The 19,855-nt window shown below is 64.5% G+C and carries 13 protein-coding genes; 6 read left to right on the top strand and 7 right to left on the bottom strand.

All coding sequences use genetic code 11. The annotated features are described in order from the left end of the window. Positions 1 to 810: 810 nt before the first annotated feature. The 4 genes from WKH79_RS13710 to cysD all read right to left on the bottom strand — a co-directional run bounded on the left by WKH79_RS13710 (position 811) and on the right by cysD (position 6,228). The gene (locus tag WKH79_RS13710; protein WP_341859181.1) at positions 811 to 1,941 is read right to left on the bottom strand and encodes an acyl-CoA dehydrogenase family protein; all 1,131 of its coding nucleotides are present in this window, start codon (positions 1,939 to 1,941) and stop codon (positions 811 to 813) included. A gap of 32 nt (positions 1,942 to 1,973) precedes the next feature. Next, on the bottom strand, positions 1,974 to 3,173 hold the full coding sequence (locus WKH79_RS13715; protein WP_341859182.1) for an acyl-CoA dehydrogenase family protein: 1,200 nt from the start codon (positions 3,171 to 3,173) through the stop codon (positions 1,974 to 1,976). A gap of 215 nt (positions 3,174 to 3,388) precedes the next feature. Then, a complete protein-coding gene (gene cysN / locus WKH79_RS13720; RefSeq protein WP_341859183.1) occupies positions 3,389 to 5,308 on the bottom strand; it encodes a sulfate adenylyltransferase subunit CysN in 1,920 nt (639 codons plus the stop codon). Continuing rightward, positions 5,308 to 6,228: a sulfate adenylyltransferase subunit CysD gene (gene cysD, locus WKH79_RS13725; protein WP_341859184.1), complete on the bottom strand. Its 921-nt coding sequence runs from the start codon at positions 6,226 to 6,228 to the stop codon at positions 5,308 to 5,310. The genes cysN and cysD overlap by 1 nt, the downstream gene beginning before the upstream one ends. Before the next feature lie 84 nt (positions 6,229 to 6,312). Here cysD and WKH79_RS13730 point away from each other — a divergent pair, with 84 nt between their 5' ends. Further along, positions 6,313 to 7,311: a helix-turn-helix transcriptional regulator gene (locus tag WKH79_RS13730; RefSeq protein ID WP_341859185.1), complete on the top strand. Its 999-nt coding sequence runs from the start codon at positions 6,313 to 6,315 to the stop codon at positions 7,309 to 7,311. On the opposite strand, the gene WKH79_RS13735 is transcribed toward WKH79_RS13730, so the two are convergent. Continuing rightward, entirely contained in the window at positions 7,308 to 8,039 is a 732-nt protein-coding gene (locus WKH79_RS13735; RefSeq protein WP_341859186.1) for an acyl-CoA dehydrogenase family protein, read from the bottom strand. The two genes, WKH79_RS13730 and WKH79_RS13735, sit on opposite strands and share 4 nt — an antisense overlap. Beyond that, positions 8,036 to 9,172 (bottom strand): acyl-CoA dehydrogenase family protein, encoded by a 1,137-nt coding sequence (locus tag WKH79_RS13740; protein WP_063511687.1) that lies wholly within the window; start codon positions 9,170 to 9,172, stop codon positions 8,036 to 8,038. The genes WKH79_RS13735 and WKH79_RS13740 overlap by 4 nt, the downstream gene beginning before the upstream one ends. Positions 9,173 to 9,297: 125 nt before the next feature. Between WKH79_RS13740 and WKH79_RS13745 the strand changes: the two genes are divergently transcribed. Then, positions 9,298 to 10,719 (top strand): aldehyde dehydrogenase family protein, encoded by a 1,422-nt coding sequence (locus tag WKH79_RS13745; protein ID WP_160767471.1) that lies wholly within the window; start codon positions 9,298 to 9,300, stop codon positions 10,717 to 10,719. 9 nt (positions 10,720 to 10,728) lie between these two features. Here WKH79_RS13745 and WKH79_RS13750 read toward each other — a convergent pair whose 3' ends face one another. After that, positions 10,729 to 14,295, bottom strand: a complete 3,567-nt coding sequence (locus WKH79_RS13750; RefSeq protein ID WP_341859187.1) for a hydantoinase B/oxoprolinase family protein — start codon at positions 14,293 to 14,295, stop codon at positions 10,729 to 10,731. Positions 14,296 to 14,468: 173 nt separating this feature from the next. Between WKH79_RS13750 and WKH79_RS13755 the strand changes: the two genes are divergently transcribed. From WKH79_RS13755 to WKH79_RS13770, 4 genes are read left to right on the top strand one after another with little or no spacing between them, the layout of a single operon-like run. Then, a complete protein-coding gene (locus WKH79_RS13755) occupies positions 14,469 to 15,719 on the top strand; it encodes a serine hydrolase domain-containing protein (protein WP_341859188.1) in 1,251 nt (416 codons plus the stop codon). Beyond that, on the top strand, positions 15,716 to 17,152 hold the full coding sequence (locus tag WKH79_RS13760) for a metallophosphoesterase (RefSeq protein WP_341859189.1): 1,437 nt from the start codon (positions 15,716 to 15,718) through the stop codon (positions 17,150 to 17,152). The genes WKH79_RS13755 and WKH79_RS13760 overlap by 4 nt, the downstream gene beginning before the upstream one ends. Further along, positions 17,149 to 18,927 (top strand): GMC family oxidoreductase N-terminal domain-containing protein, encoded by a 1,779-nt coding sequence (locus WKH79_RS13765; RefSeq protein ID WP_341859190.1) that lies wholly within the window; start codon positions 17,149 to 17,151, stop codon positions 18,925 to 18,927. Before WKH79_RS13760 ends, WKH79_RS13765 begins: the two co-directional genes overlap by 4 nt. After that, positions 18,854 to 19,810, top strand: coding sequence for a hypothetical protein (locus WKH79_RS13770; protein WP_341859191.1), 957 nt, complete (start codon positions 18,854 to 18,856; stop codon positions 19,808 to 19,810). The genes WKH79_RS13765 and WKH79_RS13770 overlap by 74 nt, the downstream gene beginning before the upstream one ends. Positions 19,811 to 19,855 lie beyond the last annotated feature (45 nt).

A 19,855-nucleotide genomic window follows, 5' to 3' on the forward strand; every position in this document is an offset into this window, starting at 1 on the left:
CCCCATTGACCGGCTGTATCGCTGCGCGCTCGCGGCGGGAGGGCCGCTATCGGCGATGGGGACCTCGTTCCGGTGCTGGTCCGGTCAACCCACGATTGAAGATTGTGCAGGAGGAGGCGGGCTTTGGGGGCCGGCATGCGCGCCCGCCGACCATGCTGTACCAGACGGTGCGGAAAGCCGGGGCGCCGAGCCGATCCGGCCACAGCGGCTTTTCGGGAAGCCACCGGCGGCCCCTCCGCGCGCAGGCGAGAGCGGCCTCAGGCGGGGATGAAGCAGCAAGGGTAGCCTGCAAAGCGGTTTCGACGAGCCGCGGAGCCCCATGTGGGTTCATTTCTGACAATCCCCAAAACCTAGCGGATTGCGACTCGTGTTATTATTATTTGAAACCAAGCTATCAAAAGCGGGAATCGGAAGCAAATTCCCGATATTTTTCTTACGATTATCCGAGCAGGTGCAAGCGGTGTCATGCGCTGTCACCGGGGCGCGCTGGCGCCTGTCCTGATTCATCCGACCGGCCGACGCCTGGCCCATGCTGCCGAGGGGCAGGTGGACTGGCGGTCAGCCCAGTCTGTCGTGAGACATCCGTGATCAGGTCGTGGTTCCGGGAAGCGTCAGCCCGTTGCCGTGCCAACAGCAGCAGCTAGGGACCGGCATGCTAGCCGTGCCGCTGTACATCTCTCGCCCGCGGGCCCGAAGCGGTCAATGCCGCTGGTCAATGATTGGATGATGACTTGCCGGCGGCGCATCCCAGGAGGGCGGGCTGGAAGCCAGCCGCGCCGCTCATGGGGCGTGTATCATCCACGCACGCCGTCACGAAAGCGAAACGTGCCGTTTCAGGTGGTGGTCGACGCTGCCGAATTCGGATTCGAAGATCGTCAGGCGCTTGAAGTAATGCCCGATCGCATATTCATCGGTGACGCCATTGCCGCCGTGGATCTGCACGGCTTCCTGGCCGATCAGGCGCGCGGCCTGGCCCACGCCGACCTTTGCCGCCGAGGCGGTGCGCTTGCGTTCCTTTTCGCCGGCATCGAGCTTGATCGTGGCGAGATAGGTCAGCGAGACCGAGGTCTCATAGGCGGTATACATGTCGACCATGCGGTGCTGCAGCACCTGGAACTTGCCGATCGGCACGCCGAATTGTTTGCGTTGCCGCGAATATTCGACCGTCATCGCATGCGCGACCTTCATCGCGCCGCAGGCCTCGGCACATTGCGCGGCGATCGCCTCGTCAGTGACCTGCTCGATCAGCGGAAGCGCGGCACCTTCTTCGCCGATCAGCGCATCTGCGGGGACCGAGACATTCTCGAAATAGATTTCCGATGCGCGGCGCCCGTCGACGGTTTCATAGTCGCGCGTGACGATGCCGTCGGCCGATTTATCGACAATGAAAACGCTGACGCCTTCGCGGTCGCGGCGGTCGCCGCCGGTGCGGGCAGTGACCACGAGATGGCTGGCCCAGGGGGCGCCGATGACCACGGCCTTGTGGCCGTTGAGGACGTAGCCGGCGCCGTCTTTCTTCGCCGTCGTCTCGAGATCGGCATAATCGTAGCGGCCACGCGGCTCGGCATAGGCGAATGCGAAGACACGTTCCCCGCCGATGATGGCCGAAAGGTGTTCCTCGCGCTGGGCGTCGCTGCCAGCATGCTTGAGGAAGCCGCCGGCGCAGACCACGGTGGGAACGAAAGGTTCGACCACCAGGCCCTTGCCGAATTCTTCCATGACGATCATCGCATCGATCGCGCCGCCGCCAAAACCGCCGACATCTTCGCTGAAGGGCATGCCCAGAATGCCGAGTTCGGCGAGCTGCGCCCAGATTTCGGGGCGCCATCCGGCATCGCTCTCGATAGCAGCGCGGCGCGTTTCCCAATCGTACTGTTCACGGACCAGGCGCGAAAGACCGTCGCGCACCATGTCCTGTTCTTCGGTGAAGTTGAAATCCACGTGTCGTCCCTTTCCCGTGCCGTCCGGCGCTCTCAGAGCCCGAGGATCATTTTCGTAATGATGTTGCGCTGGATCTCGTTCGATCCGCCATAGATCGATGTCTTGCGCATATTGAAATAGGTCGCCGCCGAATCGTGAGCGTAGTCGGGGCCGATCGGGTATTCGTTCGATCCCGTGTCGTTGGCGATACTGCCGTAATATGGGGCCGAGTAGCTGCCGACCGCTTCGAGCGTGAGTTCGGTCAGGCGCTGCTGGATTTCAGTGCCCTTGATCTTGAGGATCGAGCTTTCCGGTCCCGGACCCTTGCCGGCCTGCTCGCCTGCAAGCGTGCGCAGTTCGGTGATCTCGAGCGCGGCGAGGTCGATCTCGAGCTGGCTCACCTTGCGGGCAAAATCCAGATCGTCGATCAGCGGTTCGCCATCGAGCGTTTCGTTGGCAGCAATTTCGCGCAGCTTTTCGACGCCGCGCTTCGAGCGGGCCACACCGGCGATCCCGCTGCGTTCATGAGCGAGCAGGAACTTGGCATAGGTCCAGCCCTTGTTCTCTTCACCCACGAGGTTTTCGACCGGGACGCGGACATCGGTCAGCCAGGTTTCGTTGACCTCGTAACCGCCGTCGAGCAGCTTGATCGGCTTCACTTCGACACCCGGCGACTTCATGTCCACGAGGATGAAGCTGATGCCTTCCTGCGGCTTGGCGGCGTTCGGATCGGTGCGGCAGAGGAAGAAGCCCCAGTCGGCATATTGCGCCAGCGTGGTCCAGGTCTTCTGGCCGTTGATGACGTAGTGATCGCCGTCGCGCACCGCCGTGGTCTTGAGCGAGGCAAGGTCGGAACCCGCGCCGGGTTCGGAATAACCCTGGCACCACCATACTTCGCCGCTGCGGATGCCCGGGAGGTGCCGCGCCTTTTGCTCTTCGCTGCCGAAGGTGTAGATCACCGGCCCGACCATGGAGACGCCGAACGGCAGCGGCATGATCGCATTGACCCGCGCGTTCTCCTCGGACCAGATGTAGCGCTGGGTAGGCGTCCAGCCCGTGCCGCCATACTCGACCGGCCAGGCAGGAACCGACCAGCCCTTTTCGCCGAGGACCTTGTGCCAGGCGAGAAAATCCTTGCGCGAAAGGTCTTCGCGCAGGCCCACGTCGCCAAGGTGCTTGGGGTAATTTTCTTCGATGAAGGCGCGCACTTCGTCGCGGAAGGCCTGCTCTTCAGGGGTGAATTCGAGGTTCATATGCTCAAGCTCCGGTTTCCATCCGCTAAGGCTCGGAATTCCCCGTCCAGTTTCTACCGGGTCGGACCATTCGGCTAGGTGAAGGTCTTCGCGAAGCGTGGCGCCTTTGACAAGTGCAAGCTCGACAAATCCTATCTGAAGCGCGTGCAATCTACGCTTTCGCCCGCTCGATCACGGCGGCCGGGGCCACTTCGCGCCGGGCCCCGGCCGTATGGTCACTTGAGCGGCAGGATGCGGCCGATGATGTAATCCGCGGCTTCCTCGGGAGTCATTTCGACCGTGTTGACGCGGATCTCCGGGTCTTCGGGAGGCTCATAGGGGCTGTCGATCCCGGTGAAGTTCTTGAGCTTGCCTGCGCGCGCCTTCTTGTAGAGACCCTTCACGTCGCGCGCCTCGGCCACTTCCAGCGGCGTATCGACGTGGATTTCGACGAACTCGCCCGCGTCGATCATGTCGCGGACCAGCTGGCGATCCGCGCGGAACGGACTGATGAAGGCGGTGAGGACGATCAGCCCCGCATCGGTCATCAGCTTGGCCACCTCGCCGATGCGGCGGATGTTCTCGATCCGGTCGCTTTCCGTGAAACCGAGATCCTTGTTGAGGCCGTGGCGGACATTGTCGCCATCGAGCAGGAAGGTGTGGCGGTTCATCAGCGCCAGCTTCTTTTCGACTTCGTTGGCGATGGTCGACTTGCCCGAACCCGACAGGCCGGTGAACCACAGCACGCGCGGCGTCTGGTTCTTCATTGCTGCGTGATGATCGCGGGTGATGTCGGTCGGCTGCCAATGGACGTTCTGGCTGCGCCGCAGGCTGAAATGCAACATGCCTGCGCCGACCGTGCGATGGGTGATCTTGTCGATCAGGATGAACCCGCCCAGCGCACGGTTGTCGGCATAGGAATCGAACACGATCCGCCGGTCGGTGGTGATCTCGCACACGCCGATCTGATTGAGGTGAAGTGTCTGCGAGGCGAGGTGCGACCCCGAGCCTGACGGATTGTTGACGTCGATCTCGTATTTGGGTTCCGCCACGGTCACGCTGACCATCTGTGCGCCCAGCTTGAGCCAGTAGGCACGCCCGACGACCAGTGGTTCGTCGTCCATCCACACGATGGTCGTCTCGAACTGGTCGGCGACTTCGGGCGGACTGTCGGCTGCGGCCAGAACATCGCCGCGCGAACAATCGATCTCGTCGGTCAGCGTGATGGTGACCGACTGGCCGGCAACCGCTTGGTCCAGGTCGCCATCCATGGTGACGATCGACTTCACTGTGCTGGTCTTGCCCGAGGGGAGCGAACGCAGTTCGTCGCCGGGTTTGACCGTGCCGCTGGCGATCAGGCCGGAGAAGCCGCGAAAATCGAGATTGGGGCGATTGACCCATTGCACCGACATGCGGAACGGCTTGGCCTGACTGGCGGTGTTGCTGACCTCGATGGTCTCGAGGTGGTCGATCAGGACGGGACCATCGTACCAGCGCGTGTTGCCGGATCGGGTGGTGATGTTGTCGCCGGCAAGGCCGGACATGGGAATGGCCGTGAAATCCTCAACTCCGATGCTGTCGGCGAATTTCCGGTAATCGGCCACGATCGCTTCGAACTTTTCCTGATCGTAGTCGATCAGGTCCATCTTGTTGACGGCCAGGACGAGGTTCTTGATGCCAAGCTGGTGACACAGGAAGCTGTGACGCCTGGTCTGGACCAGCACGCCCTTGCGCGCATCGATCAGGATAACCGCGCAATCGGCGGTCGAGGCGCCCGTCACCATGTTGCGCGTATATTGCTCATGTCCCGGGCAGTCGGCGACGATGAACTTGCGTTTCTCGGTCGCAAAAAAGCGATAGGCGACGTCGATCGTGATGCCTTGTTCGCGCTCGGCGGCAAGCCCGTCGACCAGCAGGGCGAAGTCGATCTCCTGCCCCTGCGTGCCCACGCGTTTGCTGTCGTTCTCGAGCGCGGCGAGCTGGTCCTCGAAGATCATCTTCGAATCGTAGAGCAGGCGGCCGATCAGCGTCGATTTGCCATCATCCACGCTGCCGCAGGTGATGAAGCGCAACATCGACTTGTTCTGGTGCTGGTCGAGATAGGCTTCGATGTCGTCCGCGATCAGCGCGTCCGTCCGGTAGATGGGGTCGCTCATCAGAAATAACCCTCCTGCTTTTTCTTCTCCATCGACGCGTCGCCCGCGTCCTTGTCGATCACGCGGCCCTGCCGTTCGCTGGTGGTGGTCAGCAGCATTTCCTGCACCACTTCCTGCAAGGTGGCGGCCTTGCTCTCGACCGCGCCGGTCAGCGGGAAGCAGCCCAGCGTGCGGAAACGGATCGAGCGTTCGGTGACTTCGGGCCGGTAGCCCATCACCTTCTCGAGCCGTTCGAGGTCGTCGGCCATGAACAGCCCGCCTTCATGCTCGTAGGTCGGGCGTTTGGCGCTGAAATAGAGCGGCACGATCTCGATGTTCTCGGCCATGATGTACTGCCAGATGTCGAGCTCGGTCCAGTTGGACAGCGGGAAGACGCGAATGCTCTCGCCCTTCTTCTTGCGCGCATTGTAGATGTTCCACAGCTCGGGGCGCTGGTTTTTCGGATCCCAGCCATGCGTCGCCGTGCGGAAGGAGAAGATGCGTTCTTTCGCACGGCTTTTCTCCTCGTCGCGGCGCGCGCCGCCGAAGGCTGCGTCGAAGCCATATTTGTCGAGCGCCTGCTTGAGCCCCTCGGTCTTCCACATATCGGTATGCAGCGGGCCGTGATCGAAGGGATTGATCCCGCGTTCCTCGGCTTCGGGATTCTGGTGAACGATCAGTTCCATCCCCGCATCACGCGCAGCCTTTTCGCGCAGCGCATACATGTCCCGGAACTTCCACGTCGTGTCGACATGCATCAAGGGGAAGGGCGGTGGCGAGGGATAGAAGGCTTTCTTGGCCAGGTGCAGCATGACGGCGCTGTCCTTGCCGATCGAATAGAGCATCACCGGCCTGTCCGCCTCGGCAGCGACCTCGCGCATGATGTGGATGCTCTCGGCCTCGAGCCGCTGAAGGTGAGTCAGGGTCTGGGGTTCGGTCATGTGGGGCTCCGTAACACTTGCTCCAGAGATAGGAGCGGATCGGCAGGATAGACCTCCCAAATGGGAGGTGATAGAAAAGCTTGCATGCGGATTCCCAATCTCGGCGAGACCGACCTGCTCGTGCCGCTCCATTCGGGGGTGTTCGAGCAACCCATGTGGCAGACATTCCTCCGCCAGTTGCGGCGCGTCTGCAGCGCGCGGGGTGCGGCGATCCGGCTGGCGAGGGCGGGTGAGGGGGGCGATATCGCCTTGGGCGACGGGGCCCCGATTGCGGCTGTTACTGCCGCAATGCGCGAGGCGCGTGTCTATTCGGGTGGCGATCTGGACGGTCGCGAGGATGGCCTGCGCGCCGTCCGCGTGAGCGGAGCGGACATCGACCTCACCCTGTGCGTGCTCGCGGACAACGCGCCGGGGGCCGAAGTCGCCAGCCTGCTATCGGCGCTCGTCCCGCATGTGCGCGTGGCGCTCCAGGTCGTCGCTTCGATCGAGCGCGAGCGCAACCGCGCTTCGGTCAGTGCGGAGGCGTTCCGGCGGATGAATTTCGGCTGGATCGCGCTGGACCAGCGTTGCCGCATCGTCGATATGGATGCGCAGGCAGAGCGCTTGCTCGAACGCTCGGGCGTGCTGCGCCGGGGGCCGTATGACCGGTTGGTCCCATCTTCTCCCGTGATCGATCGCCAACTCACCGCGCTGGCGAAAGCGATGGCGCGGGACCGCCGCCACCGACCGCGTGCCATCAACCTGGCACAGGATCCGTGGATCGATATCCTGGTGGCACCGATGCGGATCGATGCGCTCGCTCGCGAAAGCGAGGCGGTGGCAGTGGTCTATCTGCGCGGCGACCGGTCATCGAGCGCCGACCGGCACGAACAATTGGTCGATCTGTTCGATCTGACCCCCGCCGAAGCGCGGCTCGCCTGGTCGTTGGCGCAAGGGCTCTCGATCTCCGAGGCGGCGCAGGCGCACGGTCTGACCGTGGAAACCGCGCGCTATTACTCAAAGAAAATCTACGCCAAGACGGGCGCGCGCGGGCAAGTCGACCTGGTGCGCAACATCCTGACCGGCGTGCTTGCGCTGGCCTAGTCGGTTCGCGCGGTCAGCCCGGGCCAGAACGCATCGGCCCCCGCATCGACCACCAGCTTGCCCAGACGCTTGCTCCAGTAGGCGTCGTTTCCGTATTCGGACCGCCATTGCCACAGCCGCCGCGTCAGCGGATGAAGCCCGTATTCCTGCGTGAAGCCGATCGCGCCATGGACCTGATGGGCGACCGTCGTGCCCACCTCCACCGCGCGGTTGGCGCGCAGTTTCGCTGCGGCAATTTCGAACCCGGCATCCCCGCGCTCAAGCGCCTGTGCCGCACCGACGGCCGCGCAATTCGCGGCAGCCGCCTCGCAGGCGAATCCGGCGAGCGACTGTTGCACGGCCTGGAACTTGCCGAGCGGCCGGCCGAACTGTTGCCGCTCGTTGACATAGCCGACCGACAGCGCGAGCGCCGCATCGAGCGCGCCGGCGATCTGCGCCGTGCGCGCGAACGCCATCAGGGCGAAGTGCGCTTCGGTGCCTTCCCCGGCCGTCTTGGCAACGATCATAGCGGGCAGGTCGATGGCCAAGGCGTGGTAGCCGGCGAGGCGGAAAACGGTCAGCGCGTCCATCCAGTCACCGCCGAAACCGCCATCGGCTTCGGGCATCAGCAGCGCGGGCAGGCCCAATTGTTCGAGCCTGGCCCCGTCACGGTCCATCGTGGCATCCGCGCCCAGTTCGGCAAATAGCGGATCGGCCATTTCGGCCAGCATGCGCCTGGTGTCGCTCATCGTAGTCCCAGCCCCCGGGCGATGATGCCCTTGACGATTTCGCGTGTTCCCCCGCGCAGCGAGAAGCTCGGGCTGACCTGCAGCAGGTAGAAGCAGACTGCCTGCACGACCTGTGCATCGATGCGTTCCCAATCGACCGCGGCCTGCACCAGCTGCGGGATCGCCTGTTCGTAGGAATTGCCGAGGTCCTTGACCATGGTCGCCTCCAGCGCCGGGTCTTCGCCGCGCGCCAGCTTGGCAGCGACCGATGCGCTCATCAGCCGCAGGGTCCAGGCTTCCGCGGCCAGCCTGCCGACCAGTTCGGCCAGCGCGGGATCCTGCGCAGTTTCCGCATGGCGCACGAGTTCGAGGAACAGCACCATCGACGACAGATAGCGTTCGGGTCCCGACCGTTCGAGCGAGAGCTCGGCAGTCGCTTGCTTCCAGCCGGCACCCTCCTCGCCCAGCAATGCATGCGCTGGCAGGCGGACGGCGTCGAAGAACACCTCGTTGAACTCATGCGCGCCGGTGAGGTCGGTGATCGGTTTCACCGTCACACCGGGCGTATCCATCGGGATGACGAATTGCGACAGGCCCTGCTGGCGTTCGCTGCCCGCTTCGCTGCGTACCAGGGCGATCATGAAATGGCTGACATGCGCGCCGCTGGTCCAGACCTTCTGCCCGTCGATCACCCAATCCGAGCCATCGCGCCGTGCCGTGGTGCGGACCGAGGCGAGGTCCGAACCCGACCCCGGTTCGCTCAAACCGATGCAGGCGAAGGCTTCGCCGCGCGCGATCTCTGGCACCCAGCGGCGCTTCAGTTCCTCGTTTCCAAGCCGCAACAGCAATGGCCCGCTTTGCCGGTCGGCAATCCAGTGTGCGCCGACCGGCGCGCCCGCAGCAAGCAATTCCTCGATCACGACATAGCGTTCGAGCTGGCTGCGTTCATGCCCGCCGTATTCCTTGGGCCAGGTCATGCCGAGCAGCCCGGCCTCGCCCAGCTTTTTGCTGAACTGCGGGTTTGCCTTGGTCCAGCAATTCGCACGGCGGACCGGGTCGCGCTCGCCATGCGCGGCCACCAGCGCGCGCACCTGTTCGCGCAGGTCCGGCGCGGTCTCGGGCCAATCGACGGCTTCGGTAACGAAGGTCTGCATTGCTCTCCTCTTCGGCGCCTCTCTCTCCAATTTGGCGCCGCACCGCAAGACCCGTTGCATCGAGCAACGAATTTCGACAGTGTGATGCCAAGGGACGAATCCCAGATTTGCGCGAGGAGAGAGACATGACCGACTACAAGAACCTGATCGACGGCAAGATGGTCGATAACGGCCAATGGCTCGAGGTGCTCAACCCCGCCACCGAGCAGGTCGTCGGCCGTGTGCCGTCCTGCGGCAAGGAAGAACTCGACAGCGCCGTTGCAGCTGCACGCCGCGCCTTCACCCAGTGGAAGAAGACCACCGCCGAAGAACGGCAGCAGGTCGTCCAGGGGATCGCCGCTGCGATCAAGGAGAATGCCGACGAGCTCTACCGCTTGCTGACCAGCGAGCAGGGCAAGCCGCATGCGCAGGCACAGCAGGAAATCTACGGCGCGGCGGGCCTCGCCGCCGCCCAGTCGACGCTCACGCTTGACGATGTGATCAACCAGGACGACGATACCCGCCTGTCGCGCACGCGGCGCGTGCCGGTGGGCGTGGTCGGCGGCATCGTGCCGTGGAACTTCCCGATCATGATGGCGATCCAGAAGATCGTCCCGGCGCTGGTCGCGGGCTGCACCATCGTGCTCAAACCGTCGCCCTTCACGCCGCTCACCACGCTGCGGGTGGCCGAACTGATCAAGGATGTCGTGCCCGCGGGCACGGTGAACATCATCACCGGCGAAGACACGCTCGGCCCGCTGATCACCGAGCATCCCGATATCGACAAGATCACCTTCACCGGTTCGACCGCGACGGGCAAGAAGATCATGGAAGGCGCCTCGGGCGACCTCAAGCGCATCACGCTGGAACTGGGCGGCAACGACGCCTCGATCGTGCTGCCCGATGCGGATGTCGAAAAGGTCGCCGAACAGCTGTTCTGGTCGAGCTTCTCCAACGCTGGCCAGGTCTGCATCGCGGCCAAGCGGATCTACATCCACGAGGATATCTACGACGACCTGTCGAAGGCGATCGCGGACTACGCCAAGACCGTGGTCGTCGGTGACGGTTCGCAGCAGGGCACGGGCGTCGGGCCGATCCAGAACAAGAAACAGTACGAGCGCGTGCTCGACCTGATCCAGGACGCCAAGGACAATGGCTACAAGTTCCTCACCGGCGGCGACAAGGATCCTTCCGGCACCGGCTATTACGTGCCGATTACCATCCTCGACAATCCGCCCGAGGATGCGCGCATCGTGGCCGAGGAACAGTTCGGCCCGGTCATGCCGCTGATGAAGTTCGCCAGCGTCGACGAAGTGATCGAGCGCGCGAACAATTCGGAATACGGTCTGGCCGGTGCGGTCTGGACCAAGGATACCGACAAGGGCGTCGAGATCGCCGAGCAGCTCGAAACCGGGACCGTCTGGATCAACGAATTCATGCAGCTGTCGCCCTTCGCGCCCTTCGGCGGGCACAAGCAATCGGGCTTCGGCGCCGAATACGGCATCGATGGGCTGAAGGAGTTCACCTATCCGCAGGTGATCACGGTCAAGCGCGACGCTGCCGTCTGATGATTGACGCTACTCCGGGCGGGGCGGGCCGAACCCGCCGCCGCCCGGGGTCAGCACCACGAAAGTATCGCCCGGCTGCATCTCGGCACTGGCGGTAGCCCCCAGATCCTCGCGCGACCCGTCCGCTCGTTCCACCCAGTTGCGTCCCGGCGCCGCATCATGCCCGCCGGCAATGCCGCGCGGCGCGACCTCCCGCCGGTTGGCGAGCATGTTGGCGTGCATCGGTTCGAGGAAGGTGATCCGCCGCTCCACCCCGTCGCCGCCGCGAAATTCGCCATCACCCCCCGACCCCGCGCGGATCGCGAAAGCATCGACCCGCACGGGTAGGCGGGTCTCGAGGATTTCGGGATCGGTCAGCCGCGAATTGGTCATATGCGTCTGCACCGCGCTGGTGCCGTCGTGGTCCGGACCCGCGCCCGAACCGCCGCAGATCGTCTCGTAATACTGGTCGGTCCCGTCGCCGAAAGTGAAGTTGTTCATCGTCCCCTGGCTGGGGGCCAGGCGGCCGGTTGCCGCAAACAGCGTGTCGGTCACGACCTGGCTGGTCTCGACATTGCCCGCCACCACTGCGGCGCCGGGGCGGGGGTTGAGCATCGATCCTTCTGGGATCACCAGTTCGACCGGGCGCAGGCACCCGTCGTTCATCGGGATGGCATCGTCGACCAGCGTACGCACGACATAGAGAGCGGCTGCCCGGGTGATCGATTTGGGAGCGTTGAAATTATCGGGCAGCTGGTCGCTGGTGCCGGTGAAGTCGAACACGGCCGAGCAGCTGGCATGATCGATCCGGATCGCGACCTTGACCACCGCACCATTGTCCATCGGGTAGGCAAACTCGCCATCGTCCAGTCGGGACAGCAGACCGCGCACGCTTTCCTCTGCATTGGCGAGCACGTGATCCATATAGGCGGAGACGACCTCTGCGCTCTCGTCGCGCGCCGCCGCCTGGAGCAGTTCCATCCCCCGGGTGCACGCTGCCAACTGCGCGCGCAGATCGGAAATGTTGCGATCGGGGTTGCGCGCCGGATAGCGGGCTGATGCCAGCAGCTCGCGCACGTCGCTTTCACAGAAGTGGCCTTCATCGACCAGCAACATATTGTCGATCAACACGCCTTCCTGTTCGATCGTCCGGCTCTCGGGGGGCATCGATCCGGGCGCGATCCCGCCGACGTCCGAATGATGTCCACGCGCGGCCACGAACGCATCGGGTTCGCGGCTGTCCTCGCCATAGAACACCGGGACGATCACCGTGATATCGGGCAAATGGGTGCCGCCGCGATAGGGATCGTTGAGCATGTAGGCATCGCCGCGCCTGAACCCGCGACCGTCACGGGCTTCGCTGCGGGCCTCGATCACGCGCGCAATGCTGTCGCCCATGCTGCCCAGATGCACCGGGATATGCGGGGCATTGGCGATCAGTTCGCCGGCCGCATCGAACAGCGCGCAGGAAAAATCGAGGCGCTCCTTGATGTTGACCGAGGTGGCGGTGGATTGCAGCACGACGCCCATTTCCTCGGCAATGGCCATGAACAGATTGTTGTAGATCTCCAGCCGGACGGGATCGGCGAGGGTCCCCGCCGCACTGCTGCGCGCCAAAGGTTCGTTGCGCTTCAGGATCAGGCTACCCTCGACCGCCCGCTCCGCCTGCCAGCCGGGTTCGACCACCGTGGTCGAGGCCGGATCGATGACCAGTACGGGCCCCGCGACCGGTTCGCCGCAAACCATTGCGGCGCGGTCGATGGTCTCCCAACCGCCCGTGGCAGCCGTGCCCGATGATACCGGTTCGGCAACCGCTTCGCCAAGCCCGCCCGAAGTGCCGCTGGCTTCGACGCTGAGCGCTTCGACGATGATCGGGGCGGAGGCGTCCGAATAGCCGAAACGCTGGCGGTGGAGCATGCGGAACGCGGTGTCCATATCCGCGCGATCTTCGCAGTCGAGCGTGAGCACGCTGTCGCTGCCGGAAAACCGCAGCCGGGCGCGGCGTTCGAGAACGATCTGGTCAGCCGCGAGGCCCTGTTCGGCAAGGGCGGCGCGGCTATCCGCTTCGAGCGCGCCGAGTTCGGCGGTGAAGCCTTCGGTCAGCGGACGCACGAGGCTGACCTCGTGGATCGCCTTTACCGGCGCGAGCCCGATGCCATAGGCGGACAGGATCCCCGCCAGGGGATGGACCAGCACTGTGCCCATGCCCAGTGCATCGGCCACACGGCAGGCATGCTGTCCGCCCGCTCCCCCGAAACAGGCGAGCGCGTAACTGGTGACGTCATGCCCGCGCGCGACGCTGATCTTGCGGATTGCATTCGCCATGTTGTCGACCGCGATGGCCAGGAAGCCTTCGGCGATGTCCTCGAGCGAACGGTTTTCGGGCAGGCCAGCGGCGATGTCTTCCAGCCGCGCGCGCGCCGCGGCTGGATCGAGCGGCTGGTCGCCATCGGGGCCGAAGACGCTCGGGAAAAACGCTGGATCGATCCGGCCGAGAAAGAGGTTGCAGTCGGTCACCGTCAACGGGCCGTCCTTGCGATAGCAAGCCGGGCCCGGATCGGCGCCTGCGCTTTTCGGGCCGACGCGGAAGCGCCCACCATCATACCGGCAGATCGAGCCGCCGCCTGCGGCCACCGTGTGGATCTGCATCATCGGTGCGGCGATCCGCACTCCGGCTACCACGCTGTCGGCAGTAAGCTCGTATTCGCCCGCGTAGTGGGTGACATCGGTGCTGGTCCCGCCCATGTCGAACCCGATGAGCTTGCGATGGCCCAGCGGCTCGCTCGCCGCGACCATCCCGACCACACCGCCGGCCGGGCCCGAGAGGATAGCGTCCTTCCCGCGGAAGGCGCCCACTTCGGCCAGCCCGCCGTTAGACTGCATGAAGCGCAGGCTGTCGGTCTGCGGCAGGCCTGCCTGCAAGGCATCGGTATAGCGCCTCAGAACAGGCGAGAGATAGGCATCGACCACCGTGGTGTCGCCGCGCGGAACCAAGCGGATCAGCGGGGCGACCTCGTGGCTGACGCTGACTTGGGAGAAGCCTTCCTCGCGCGCGATCTCGGCGAGGCGTTCCTCATGTGCTCGGTAGTGCCAGCCGTGCATCAGGACGATCGCCAGTGCATCGAACCCGTCGGCCTGCAGCGCAGCGAAATGAGCGCGTGCCGCTGCTTCATCGAGCGGGGTCAAAACCGTGCCGTCGGCACCGACCCGCTCGTCGATCTCTATGACACGTGCGGGCAATTGTTCGGGCAGCAGGATATGCCGTGCGAATATCTCGGGGCGCGACTGGTTGCCGATCCGCAGCGCATCGCCGAAGCCTCTCGTAATCGCGAGGGCCAACCGCTCGCCCTTACGTTCGAGCAGCGCATTGGTGGCTACGGTCGTACCGATCCGCAGTTCGGCGATCGGGCCCACCCCGTGACGGTCCATCAGTCGCCGCACGGCTTCGCTCGCGGCATCGTCGTAATGGCCGGGGTTCTCCGACAGCAGCTTGTCGGTCACCAGCCGTCCTGCGGGAGTCACGGCGACGACATCAGTAAAGGTCCCGCCGCGATCGACTGCGAAGCGCCATGCGCCCGAATTTGCCTTGGCATTCATGGCCCAGGGCTTTGCACGCACCGACGAGGCATTTCAAACGCCGCGACCCGCGACGCTGCCGGGACCACCCGATCCCGCATCTGCGTAATCCCCCGAACCGGGAATTAACTATTTAACATTAGCTATATTCGCGGGGCGAGCGGGGGTTCGCCGGAAGAAGACGGGGAGCCAGAATGTCGCAGCAGGCACTTTCGCCGAGATCGGCCGAACCGAGCCGGTTCCATGACGACGATTGGGCGCGCGGTCATGTGGCCGCGGGCTTCGAGCCGGTAGCGCATGCTTTTGCAGCGACCATCCGGTCGGGCGCGGCACTGGGCGCTGCCTGCACCATCATCCACCGCAGCGAAACGGTGGTCGATTTGCAGGGCGGGTGGCAGGATCGATCGCGCCAAGTGGCCTGGCAGGGTGACGATATCGCGCTGGTCTATTCGCTCACCAAGGGGGTGACCGGAATGGCTGCGGCAGTCGCCGTCTCGCGCGGCCTGTTCGCCTATGAAGAGCCGGTCGCCGATATCTGGCCCGAATTCGCCGCGCAGGGCAAGGGCGCGGTGACAGTCGGCGAAGCGCTGTCCGAACAGGCGGGGCTCGCGGCTATCGATTTCAAGCTCACGCTCGATACCATGGGTGACGAGGACGCCATTTGCGCTGCCATCGCGCGGCAGAAGCCCAATTGGACACCCGGAGACTATGCGGGCAACCATGCCTATACGCTGGGCTGGATCGCCAGCGAGCTGATCCGCCGCCGCGATCCGCATCGCCGCAGCCTGGGCCGGTTCTTCGCCGAGGAAATCGCCGCCCCGCTGGGGATCGACGTCTTCATCGGGCTGGACGAAAGCTTCGATCGCAGCCGCATCGCCCGGATCGCTGGCTTCGGCGTGCCCGACCTGTTCCTGCACCACACCACCATGCCCTGGCCGCTGACGATCAGGATGTGCCTTCCCGGCACGCTGGCGTTCCGAACGCTCAACAACCCCTTGCTGCTGCAGGGACCGGGGGCGCTCGACTGCGAGGCTTTCTGGCGGGCCGGGCAGGGGGCCGCCGGGGGGATGGCCTCTGCACGCGGGCTGGCCGCACTCTACCAGGTCTTTGCCGAGGGCGGGGAGCGCCTCGGGATCACCCGCGCGGTAATGAACAAGATTTCCTCGGGCCATCGCTATCCGCGCAAGGGCCTCAAGGACCGGATCCTCGCGCTCGACATGTATTATTCCCACGGCTTCGAGAAACCATTCGCGGATTGGGAATACGCCCGCAGCCGGAACGCCTTCGGCAGCTTCGCAGTGGGCGGTTCGCTGGCCTACGCCGATCCCGAGGACGAAGTCGCCTACGCCTGGATAACCAACCAGCTCGGCACCGGAAAATGGGACGACCCGCGCGAGAAGATCGTCCGCGACGCCTTTTATGCCTGCCTGGAGAATCGCTCATGACTATTGCCCAGATCGTCCTGTCGGACCTCCATCTGGGGGCCCGCGACAGCCTGCTTACCCATGTGCTCGGCGGCGGGGAAATCGCCCGCGAACCGTCCCCCGTGCTTGCGGCCTTCGCTGCGGGTCTGCGTGCGACGCTGGGGGATCGGGAAAAGCCCCAGCTCGTGCTGTTGGGCGATGCGCTTGACCTGGGACTGTCGCCCTTCGGCGATGTGTCGAAGGCGTTCCTCCAGCTGATCGATGCGTTTTACCCGGAAAACGGGCAGGAAATCTTCCGCCGGGACATCGTCTATATCGCGGGCAATCACGATCATCACTTGTGGCGCATGGCGCAGGACCACCGCTTCGTGACGCAGCTGCAGGACGGGCAGATCCCGGGCGATCTCGAACACATCACCCCGATCATCGGACAGCCGACGCACAGCTGTCGGCTGATGGAATCGCTGATCGCGCAGCGTCCGCACCTGGCCGGCGCTTCGGTGCGGATCGCCTATCCCAACTGGGGCCTGGCCGATGCCGATCGCAAGCGTGCGGTGGTCATGCATCACGGACATTATCTCGACGGCATGTATCGTGCGCTGTCGAACATGCGCGGCTTTCTCGAACAGACGCCCGCGCGCCCGGCAACGATGCAGCAGCTCGAGGCGGAGAACGGCCCGTGGATCGATTTCCTGTGGTCGGATCTGGGCAGCGCAGGCGAAGTCGGCGGGCAGACCGGTTCGCTCTACCAGACCATGCTAAGCGCCGGCGCCAGCCACGATTTCGCCGAAAGCATCGCGCGGCGGCTGACCGGCGGGTTGAACGCGAAGCTGGGCATCAATCCGCAAATGCAGCTGAAATACGGGATCACGCTCGACAATCTCATCCGCGCCGGGGTCGATCTGACCGCGGGACGCGCCGCCGAACGCCAGCGCGAAGGCTATGGCCACGTACTTGGCGAATCCGAGATCGACGACATCGGCTGGTATCTCGGGCAACCCATGGCTGCCCAGTTGCGCGAGGAACTGGGCGAGCTGCCCCGCGAAATGCAGTTCGTGTTCGGACACACACACAAGCCGTTCCAGGACGAATTGATGGTCGATGGCTACGCCACCCCGGTCGGGGTCTTCAACACCGGCGGCTGGGTACTCGACGAACCGACGCTGATGCCGGTGCAGGGCTGCGCCGCGATGCTGATTTCCAACGAGCTCGAGGTCGCCTCGCTGCGGCTCTTCAACGACCCGACCGACGGCACGATGGCGCCGGTTCGCGTCGAAGGCAGCGGGCGCGTGTCGCGGCTTGTCGATGACGCGAGTGAAGCGGTGGCGGACGCAGCCGACGAATGGGCCGCATTCTCCAGCGAAGTACACGGGCGCATCGTCGCGGAAGCCGACCGGCGGGTCCGCGACATGCTCGACCAATCGAACCACGCCGTGCGGGAGGCAGCAGAATGACTACCCAGAAACGCATCGCAAAGCGTCTCGACCAGGCGCAATCGCATTATACAGTTCTCGTCGTCGGCTCCGGCTACGGTGCGGGTGTTGCGGCTTCGCGGCTGGCTCGTGCCGGCCAGCAGGTCGCAGTGCTCGAGCGCGGCCGCGAACGCCTGCCGGGCGAATATCCGAACAAGCTCGCCGATGCACAGGGTGCGATGCAGATCAATGCGAAGGGCGGGCGGATCGGTGAACCCGACGCCCTGTTCGAACTGCATGTAAACGATGATCAATATGCTCTGGTCGGCTGCGGGCTGGGCGGCACATCGCTCATCAACGCCAACGTCGCACTCGAGCTCGACAAGCGGCTGCTCGACCAGGCGCATTGGCCCGCAGCCTTTCGTGACAACCGCAGCGAGATCGACGGTTATTTCGAACGGGCGCGCGAAATGCTGGCGCCCAACCCCTATCCCGACAGTCATCCCGTACTGGGCAAGCTCGAAGCGCTCGAACATTCGGCCAAGGCGATGGGGCAGCGTTTCTACAAGACCCCGATCAACGTCACTTTCGAGGACAAGATCAACAAGTTCGGCGTTCCGCAGCCGGCCTGCACGAATTGCGGCGACTGCGTTTCTGGTTGCAATGTCGGGGCGAAGAACACGACGCTGATGAACTACCTGCCCGATGCCGCGAACCACGGGGCGGACATCTTCACGCAGGTCAAGGTCCTGTGGATCGAACGCGACGGACCGCGCTGGCGCGTCCATATCGAGCCCAATGGCGAAGGGGCTGCGCAGGGCCCGGGCAGCATCACGGCCGACCATGTCATCCTCGGCGCGGGCGCGCTGGGGTCGACGGAGATCCTGCTCCGCTCGCGCGAGAAGGGACTGCCGCTGTCCGACCGGCTGGGGGCGAATTTCTCGGGCAATGGCGATGCGCTGGGCTTCGCCTATGACAGTTACCTGAAGGCTGAAAAGCAGGGCGATACGCTGACTGCGCAGCCTCTCTATGCGATTGGCGTTGGCGCTTCGGATATCGCGAAGGATGCCTATCCGGGGCCCTGCATTACCGGCGTGATCGACATGCGCGCGACCGAGGATGTCACCGACGGGCTGGTTATCCAGGAAGGTGTCGCCCCGGGGATCATCGCCACCGCGCTCGCGCCTGCCTTCTTCTTTGGTGAGGCGCTGGCCGATGGGTTCACGCGGTTCGGCATGGACCAGGTCAAGCCGCGCCTGCTCGATGCCAAGGCAATGGGCGAGGCGGTCCAGACCGATCCGGGAAGCATCGCGCAGTGGGCATACAAGGGCCCCATGGCGCGCACGCAGACCTATCTCGTGATGAGCGTCGACGATTCGGGTGGGCAGCTCGCACTCGAAGACGACCGGCTTGCGATCCATTGGGCCCAGGCCGGCGAACAGCGCAGTTTCCGGCGCGACGACGACCGCATGGCCGAAGCCGCGCGCGCAATCGATGCGCAGTATTTCTCCGATCCCCTGTGGAGCGACCCGTTCGGCAAGAAGCTGATCACCGTCCATCCGATCGGTGGCTGCGGGATGGGTGACGATGCCGCGCATGGCGTGGTCGACGATACCTGCCGCGTGTTCGCCGGCACGAGCGGAGCCGAGGTGCACGAAGGGCTCTGCCGATGGCATCAACATCGGCCTGACCCGCTATCGCGGCGGCCCGCGCGGGCCGCTGGTACTGGCGCCGGGACTGTCGGTGCGCGCCTCCAGCTTCGCGACACCTACGGTCGAGGAAAACCTCACCGAAAGCCTCGTCGCCCAAGGCTATGATGTGTGGCTGTTCGATTACCGCGCGAGCGCGGATTCGGGCAATGATACCGAGCATCCGCCCGAGTTCACGATCGACGACATCGCGCGATATGACTGGCCTGCGGCGATCCGCAAGATCCGCGCTGTCACGGGCGCCGACAGCGTCCAGGCGATCGCGCATTGCGTCGGTTCGATGAGCCTCCTGATGGGTATCGGCGCGGGCTGGGTGTCGGGCGTGCGGTCGATGATCGCCTCGCAGCTGACGCTGCATCCGGTGACCGACTGGCTCAACTACATGAAGGCCGATCTCGGCCTCGTCGGCGCGCTGGAACAGGTGTCGATGCTCGATGGCCATCTCGATTTCGTCGGGCGGGGCACCGAAGAGGACAATGAAATCGATGCCATCGCCTACCAGATCCCGGTGCCCGAAGGGCAGGCCTGCAAGAACCCGGTATGCCGCAGGGTATTCGGGGTGTTCGGTCCGAGCTGGGATCATGCGCAACTGGGCCACGATACGCATCTGGCGCTGGGCAGCATGTTCAGCCGTGTTGCGCTCAAGCCGTTCGAACACCTGCAGGACATCATGCGGCAGGGGCTGGCAGTCGATGCGGCGGGAGATGCGGTATACACAACGGAGGATGCGGCGCGGCGGCTGGCGTTGCCAATCAGCTTCCTGTCGGGCGCGACCAACAAGCTGTTCTATCCCGAAAGCGGGCAGCGCACTCGGGTCTGGCTGCAGGACCGCAACGACCGCGAGCTGTACCAGCAGCGGATCGTGCCCGATTACGGCCATATGGACTTGTTCATAGGGCATAGCGCGCATCGCGATGTCACGCCGGTGATCCTCGAACAGCTCGAATGGCTGGACGGCCGGGCGCAGCATGCGGACCGCCACCAGGCGTAATCGCTCGCTTTTGCAGTGCAGCGGATAACGCCCGCTGGCGCGCGC

Origin of the sequence: Qipengyuania sp. GPGPB31 (genome assembly GCF_038396345.1) — a bacterium.
GTDB lineage: Bacteria > Pseudomonadota > Alphaproteobacteria > Sphingomonadales > Sphingomonadaceae > Qipengyuania > Qipengyuania citrea.